This is a genomic window from Psychrobacillus sp., from assembly GCF_056205495.1.
On sequence record NZ_JBAEAP010000435.1, the window covers coordinates 1 to 7,454 of the forward strand.

Annotated in this window: 8 protein-coding genes; 5 read left to right on the top strand and 3 right to left on the bottom strand. The window is 39.2% G+C overall.

What is annotated here, in order from left to right; translation table 11 throughout:
* A partial coding sequence (locus tag AC06OU_RS12670) for an amino acid permease (RefSeq protein ID WP_475856211.1) occupies nt 1-941 on the bottom strand: 941 nt, incomplete at its 3' end.
* 186 nt (nt 942-1,127) lie between these two features.
* Here AC06OU_RS12670 and AC06OU_RS12675 point away from each other — a divergent pair.
* Both AC06OU_RS12675 and AC06OU_RS12680 read left to right on the top strand, forming a co-directional pair.
* The gene (locus tag AC06OU_RS12675; protein ID WP_475856201.1) at nt 1,128-1,667 is read left to right on the top strand and encodes a GNAT family N-acetyltransferase; all 540 of its coding nucleotides are present in this window, start codon (nt 1,128-1,130) and stop codon (nt 1,665-1,667) included.
* Between the two features lie 117 nt (nt 1,668-1,784).
* On the top strand, nt 1,785-2,171 hold the full coding sequence (locus tag AC06OU_RS12680) for a CopG family transcriptional regulator (RefSeq protein ID WP_475856203.1): 387 nt from the start codon (nt 1,785-1,787) through the stop codon (nt 2,169-2,171).
* Nucleotides 2,172-2,251: 80 nt separating this feature from the next.
* Here AC06OU_RS12680 and AC06OU_RS12685 read toward each other — a convergent pair whose 3' ends face one another.
* Nucleotides 2,252-2,557: a YolC/YozM family protein gene (locus AC06OU_RS12685; protein ID WP_475856212.1), complete on the bottom strand. Its 306-nt coding sequence runs from the start codon at nt 2,555-2,557 to the stop codon at nt 2,252-2,254.
* 633 nt (nt 2,558-3,190) lie between these two features.
* The gene (locus AC06OU_RS12690) at nt 3,191-4,192 is read right to left on the bottom strand and encodes a S66 family peptidase (protein ID WP_475856205.1); all 1,002 of its coding nucleotides are present in this window, start codon (nt 4,190-4,192) and stop codon (nt 3,191-3,193) included.
* A 136-nt stretch (nt 4,193-4,328) separates the two neighbouring features.
* Between AC06OU_RS12690 and AC06OU_RS12695 the strand changes: the two genes are divergently transcribed.
* The 3 genes from AC06OU_RS12695 (at nt 4,329) to AC06OU_RS12705 (ending at nt 7,320) form a co-directional block, all read left to right on the top strand.
* Nucleotides 4,329-4,823, top strand: coding sequence for a GNAT family N-acetyltransferase (locus tag AC06OU_RS12695; protein ID WP_475856206.1), 495 nt, complete (start codon nt 4,329-4,331; stop codon nt 4,821-4,823).
* A 127-nt stretch (nt 4,824-4,950) separates the two neighbouring features.
* Entirely contained in the window at nt 4,951-6,795 is a 1,845-nt protein-coding gene (locus AC06OU_RS12700; RefSeq protein ID WP_475856208.1) for an SLC13 family permease, read from the top strand.
* 42 nt (nt 6,796-6,837) lie between these two features.
* The gene (locus tag AC06OU_RS12705; RefSeq protein WP_475856210.1) at nt 6,838-7,320 is read left to right on the top strand and encodes an NUDIX hydrolase; all 483 of its coding nucleotides are present in this window, start codon (nt 6,838-6,840) and stop codon (nt 7,318-7,320) included.
* The last annotated feature ends 134 nt before the right edge of the window (nt 7,321-7,454 follow it).

Sequence of the window (7,454 nt, forward strand, 5' to 3'; positions counted from 1 at the left end):
GATGGAACACCAGTACCGCTGATTCGCTTAAAGGAAGCAGGTGCTTGTTTTTGCTCTGCTAGATTAAAGAGCATTCTCCCTGTACTGAAAATTCCGCTGTTACAGCTTGATAACGCAGCGGTAAGAACAACAAAGTTAATAATACCCGCAGCTGGTCCAATACCAATTTGCTCGAACATTAAAACAAACGGACTTCCGTTGTCTCCCACTTCATTCCAAGGATAAATCGACATAATAACGAACAAAGCTCCCACATAGAACAATAAAATTCGCCAAAATACCGTGTTGATGGCATTAGGAATAACCTTCTTAGGATTTTTTGCTTCTCCAGCTGTTACTCCAATCATTTCAACACCTAAATAAGCAAACATTACCATTTGTAGAGACATGAATATACCCGTTATTCCATTCGGGGCAAAGCCACCGTTTGTCCATAGATTGCTTATACCAACGGCTACACCGCCATTACCTATACCAAAAATAATAACGCCAAGTCCGACGAATATCATTGCAAGGATTGCCACAATTTTAATAAGAGCAAACCAAAATTCAAATTCTCCGTAAGCCTTTACGGCAATTAAGTTAACTAAAGTCATGATAACCAAAGCAGCTAAAGCCCAAATCCACGATGGGGTATCAGGGAACCACATTTTCATGTATACACCAACTGCTGTAATTTCGGCCATACAGGTGACAACCCATAAAAACCAATAATTCCATCCAGTTATATATCCTGCCAGTGATCCTAAATAATCCTTTGCATACCTGCTAAAAGATCCGGATACCGGGTTATGGACGGCCATTTCCCCTAGCGCTCGCATGATAATGAAAATAGCTAGGCCTCCAATAATATAGGATATCAGAATAGCTGGTCCGGCTAATTGAATGGCTGTTGCGGAGCCTAAAAATAGTCCGACTCCAATTGCAGCGCCTAACGACATTAAGGTGATGTGCCGTTGTTCCAAGCCTCGTTGTAATTGTTGATTTCCACCCACGAGAGTAGCACTTCCTTTTATATATGTAATTTTCACAAATAACACTTTACCACAATAAAAACTATATAGGAAATATTCTTTAAAAAGAATAGTATGATAAAATTATATGCATGGGAGTTAGGGGGCATGAAAGTGAATGACATTAATATAAGACCGGTAAAAGAAGAGGAACTATACCGTTTATGGGAACTTAGCTTAAAAGAAGACGCCCCAGAATGGAAAAAGTGGGACGCCCCGTTTGAGCCATACACTCCCATGACATATGAGCAATTTATTTTAAAAAAAGATTATTTTATAAACCAAGATGATTTTTGGGGAATTTATTATAAAGATGAATTAGTTGGAGCACTTTGTTATTACTGGGAGCATGAGGCCTCACTTTGGCTAGAGATGGGAATTCTTATTTATGACCCAAAATCATGGAATTCAGGAATTGGAACAAAGTCACTTAAAATGTGGATCGATCATTTATTTACGGAGCTGCCTCTTGTACGGGTTGGCTTTACAACGTGGTCAGGCAATGAACGTATGGTCAAGGTTGGAGAAAAGTTAGGTATGAAAATGGAAGCGCGCATGAGAAAATGCCGTTTATATAATGGAGTCTACTATGACTCCATACGCATGGGCTTGTTACGAGAAGAATGGGAAGAACAAAATGAACCATCTATTTGAGCTGAACAATACTGCCTTGCAAAGCACTGAAGATAAGATTCAGTGCTTTTTATATTGACTGAAAATTAAATCATTATTATAATTATTGAAAATAGATGGTAAGGGGATGGTAGAGAGATGGCTGAAACTGAAAAAATAACAATAAATATGAACGTGGTGGACTTAGGGAAGGCAGATTTATTAATAGAGCAGGGCTTTTATTCGAACAGAACCGACTTCATCAAAACTTCTATTAGAAACCAACTAAACACGCATGCGCAAGTAATCGACCAAGCAGTGACAATGAAAGCTTTTAATATGGGAGTTAGCTATTATGACAAACATACATTAGAGCTACTGTCGGAGCAGAATAAAACCCTTTCTCTTAAAACAATAGGTATGCTCATCCTAGCTAATGATATAGATCCAGAGCTGGCACTAAAAACCATTAACTCTATAAAAGTATACGGAGTAGTTAAAGCCTCTCCAAAACTTAAAGAAGCACTACAACCAGTGATGAATTAAAGGGAAAGGTCGATGTAAAACAAAAAATGAGCTGGTATATTTTCTCCCAGCTCATTTTTATGTTGATTTATTTTTACTTTTTATTCTAAAGTTAAATCATCAACGAATACCTCAAGTCCATAACTCTCCATATAGTGAGAATTTAAAATGTCTCTAAAGTATTCCTTTGCTTGTTCTTTATACTGTGCTTCTGCAATTCTAACTGTAAAAACTTTTTCTTCAGGACTTAAACCCATACCATGGACAGTAAACTCCTCTTTTGCATAATCATAGATTTGACCAGAAAACAGCTTATCAATACCATCTGCTGTCTTGTTCCCTCCAAATTTTTCTTGTACGAAAAAGATGATAAATCCAGATACAACTATACATAAACCTAACATCATTTTCTTCAAAGTATCACCTCCAAAGTTTCTATTCCTTCTTTATGCATTTGTGCAAGGTTCCGAGCGATTAGTGCAAGGTTCTACCTCGTCTCCGCAAGGTTGAGGAGGATTAGCGCAAGATTTTCCTTTATCTCTGCAAGATTCCGGATTGTCTCCGATTAGCGCAACACTTTATAGGATATCCGCAACACTTTCAGAATTAGCGCAACACTTCTCTCAATATCCGCAACACTTATCATTCCCGCAACACTTGCTGTGATTAGCGCAACACTTTATAGGATATCCGCAACACTTCCAGAATTAGCGCAACACTTCGCTCAATATCTGCAACACTTATCATTAGTGCAACACTTGCTACGATTAGAGCAACACTTTATAGGATATCCGCAACACTTCCAGGTTTAGCGCAACACTTCGCTCAATATCTGCAACACTTTTCATTCCCGCAACACTTTATAGGATATCCGCAACACTTCCAGAATTAGTGCAACACTTCACTCCATTCGCGCAACACTTCACTCAATATCCGCAACACTTTCTCCATTCCCGCAAAACTTAGTCCAAATTCTCGCAGTACTTCCCCATACAAGCACCTTCTGCAAAAAAGAGCCCTCTCCACGAGGAGGATCACCCCTAGTTAATCCATTGTTCCATTATCGTAACTTCTTTACTCGTAGCATCTAGCTTGATTTGGCGTCCGATTGGCATGGTTAACATCGGATGAGTGTGGCAGCAATCGAAATCTGCAAGGATAGGGATATTCAAATCGCCGATCGTTTCTAGTAGAATTTCGTATGGTTGTCTACCGGTTGCCTCGTCATCGAACAACTCATGTTTGCCAAGGATTATACCTCCAATTCGATTGAATACGCCATTAACCTTCAATAGATTGAAGTTTTTTTCCACGATAGAGGCAGATTTCATCGTGTCCTCGATTAGGAGGATATCGCCTGCTTTAATGCTTGGTATATAGGGGCTTCCCCAAAAACCATACATGGCGTTAAGGTTGCCGCCGATAAGTCTGCCCTTAGCGATGCCCTTATTCAGACAAACCCACTCGTTGTCTCGCTGATCCTTTGCTTTCGTTTTAACCTCCCAGTTTTCCATTTCGTCTGTCCAATACGGAGGGGTAGGGATGACATACGGTGCCTGCTGCTCCTCGATTAGCATTTGATTGAAATAGTCATATGTATAATCGACGAATGGCTCAAACTCTCCAAAGGAAGGGACGAGTGCTGGACCATAAAAGGTTGGTATTCCTGTTTGGGCGTAGAGTGCTAATAGAACTGCTGTTGCATCCGAATAGCCGATTACAATTTTGGGATCCTTTTTAAACGCCTCATAGTCGATATATGGGAGGATAGCATTGGAATTCGTGCCACCAATAGTAGACATAATGCAGCGGACCTCAGGATTTCGGAGAAGCTCATTTAGTTCTTCTGCGCGTGCTTTTATAGAACCTGAGCGATAGTGATCATGCTTTCCAGTTAAGCGTCCCTCGACAATCTCGAATCCCTTGGAATACATATAAGCCTTAGCGCGTGCAAAACGCTTAGGGGATGAGTATGTAACAGGTGACGAAGGTGAATAAATTCCAATTTTATCTCCCTTTTTTAGTCTGTTTAGTAAAGTCATTTAACTTCCACTCCTTTATACATACTATAAAAGAAAAATAGTAGCGCAACTAGAACTTTTTGAGAATTTAGACAAGTATTTAAATTAATACATAAAAAGGTTATATTTAATAAAAATAGAAAAATGGGGTTATGTTATGAATGAATATGTTGTGTTAGAAAACGACGGGTTTTATATTAGTACGGATAAGGATTTGTTAGATATCGATGTGATTTATAATTATTTAACGAACGAATCCTATTGGTTAAAAGGAGTAACAAAAGTGTTAGTAGAGGCTTCCATAGAAAACACTGTATTGTGCTACGGCATATATGAAGGAGATCCAACATCTGGTACAGCCAGACAGGTAGGGTTTGCTCGAGTAGTGTCAGATTTAGTGAGGCATTCATGGCTAGGAGATGTATTTGTTTTACCCGAATACAGGGGGAGGGGCTTAAGTAAATGGCTGATGAGTGTTATTGTTGAGCATCCGAACCTAAAGGGAACAAACTTTCACTTGGCTACCAAAGATGCACACTCATTATATGAACAGTTTGGATTTAAGCCGTTAGACAGCATAGAAAAGAGGATGGCTAGACCGCATGACTGGGATGCTATTCATGCAGGCTACAACAGTGTAAATAAAGGATAGGGTTGTGATCTCATACATACTTGATGATCTTTAAAGACTTTGTAACAACCTTTAACCATATGACGAGTACTTCTTCCAAACATTTTATATAATAAAGGAGACAAAAAAAGAAGGAGCTCACTTAGATATGCAGTTAGCAATAACCTTTAGTATATTGGCAATTAGTATTGTCTTATTTATAAGCAATCGAATACGAGCCGACTTAGTGGCATTGCTTGCACTTTTAGCATTTGTTATTACTGGTATTTTAGAGCCGAACGAGGCGCTTGTTGGGTTTTCTAACTCTGTAGTAATTATGATAGCTGGTTTATTTGTCGTAGGAGCAGGCATTGTAAGAACTGGACTTGCCCAAATTGCGGGTAATCTCCTTCTTAAATGGTCTGGTAAAAGTGAACAAAAGCTATTTATTTTATTATTAATAATAACGGGTAGTGTTGGTGCATTTATGAGTAATACAGGAACGGTTGCATTAATGCTGCCAATCGTTATTAGTATTGCTATTAGCATCAATAGTAGCCCTTCCAAATATTTAATTCCCCTGTCTTATATCAGCAGTTTATCGGGCTTATTGACCTTAATAGCAACGCCTGCCAACCTTATTGTTAGTCAAGTGCTAGTAGACAATGGCTATGAAAAGCTTGGATTTTTTGAAATTACGCCGGTTGGTATAATTGCTATTATTGTAGGTATTTTATATTTTGTTGTCGCGAGAAATGTAGTTCTCCCAAATGGCAAAAAGAGAGATGCTGTAGGAGCGGGTCATAAGCTATCGCCTAAACAGCTAGCGATTGATTATGAGCTTGGGGGAAATCTTCATCGTTTGAAGGTTCCTGAGCATTCGTTAATGATTGGAAAGAAGTTGACCGATTTAAAACTACCGGCAAAGTATCATCTAGCTATTTTGAAAATAGACCGCAAATCCACAGAGGGGATCAATTTGTTACCAATGACGTACCAAGAGATGGCAGGTCCTCTCAGTACAGTCCAGGCTAAGGATGTCCTTTATATTCAAGGCTCCTTAAAGAGAACAGAGGAGCTAGCAAAGGATTATTTGTTAGAAGTAGATGACGATGATTCGATGCCGGACTTATTAGTTTCCAAACAGCTTGGAATCGCAGAGGTGCTATTGACTCCCCATTCCATGTTAATTAATGAAACGATAGCGAGTATTAAGTTCCGTGAAAAATATAATTTAAACATTCTTGGCGTAAATCGCAAAGGGGAATATGTATTAAGTGAAATGGCAGATGTCCGTCTACGCTTTGGGGATGCCCTACTAGTACAAGGTGCATGGGAAGAAATCGAATTGCTCGCAAAGGCTACTAATGATGTAGTGGTTATTGGCCAACCAAAGGAGCATGCAAGTATGGCGGCAGCTAGTGGAAAAGCTCCAATTGCTGGAGCTATTATGTTATTAATGATTATTTTAATGATTTCCGAAATATTTCCTGCCGTAATTTCTGTTTTAATAGGTGCGGTGTTAATGGTTGTGACGGGATGCTTACGTAACATGGATGATGCCTATGGAAAGATGAACTGGGAAAGTATCATACTCATAGCCGCCATGCTCCCAATGGCCACCGCATTAGAAAAGACAGGTGGTATGGTGATCTTATCGGAAGGCATTATCGATCTTCTCGGAGACTTCGGGGCACTAGGTGTACTGGCAGGAATCTATTTTATCACCATGGTATTCGGCCAATTTATCTCTAACACGGCAACGGCAGTTTTGTTTGCACCAATTGCCATGACTGCTGCCCTTAGCATGGGAGCTAATCCATATACTTTCTTAATCGCTATTGCTGTATCGTCATCAATGGCTTTTGCTACTCCGGTTGCATCGCCGACCAATGCATTAGTTATGACGGCTGGTGGCTATAAGTTTTTCGACTTCGTAAAGGCTGGGATCCCATTACAGCTTATTATGTTTGCAGTCATGATGATTGTAATTCCGATATTCTTCCCTTTATAAAAATGGTAAAATATTCATAAATGAAGCAAAGGGGGAAGATATATGAAAATGCCAACTCACATCCTTGCAGCAGGCGGTATTGTAGAAAACGAAGAGGGAAAAATTCTTTTAGTGAAAACAGAGCATGGCGGGTGGGTGTATCCAGGTGGTCAAATTGAGGTAGGAGAGAACCTGATCGATGGATTAATGCGGGAAATAAAAGAGGAAAGTGGTATAGACGTGGAGGTATCTCATTTAATAGGCGTTTATTCAAATACTGGTATGTATAAATGGTATGATGGTGTCACTGATGTTCCTACTAAAATCATGTTTGATTTTATTTGTAAACCAATTGGTGGGGAGCTATGCACTTCTGAGGAAACTTCTGAGGTACTATGGGTACCAAAGGATGAAGTACTTAACATGATCACGGCTGATGCAATCAGGACGAGATATCAAGCCTATTTGGAGTTCGAGGGTAAAGTAGTGTATCAGGAATATGTAACTAATCCTTCATTTGAAATAAAATTAAACAGAACCATATAAACTAAATGAAAATTAACAGGAGCTAGCCTTAAAGGGTTTGCTCCTTTTTTGTTTTTTACCTTTCAGAAAGGGTAATAAAAAATAGAAACATCTTCCTTTTATTAGTCCGTTGAATATGATATAACTAAAAGTGG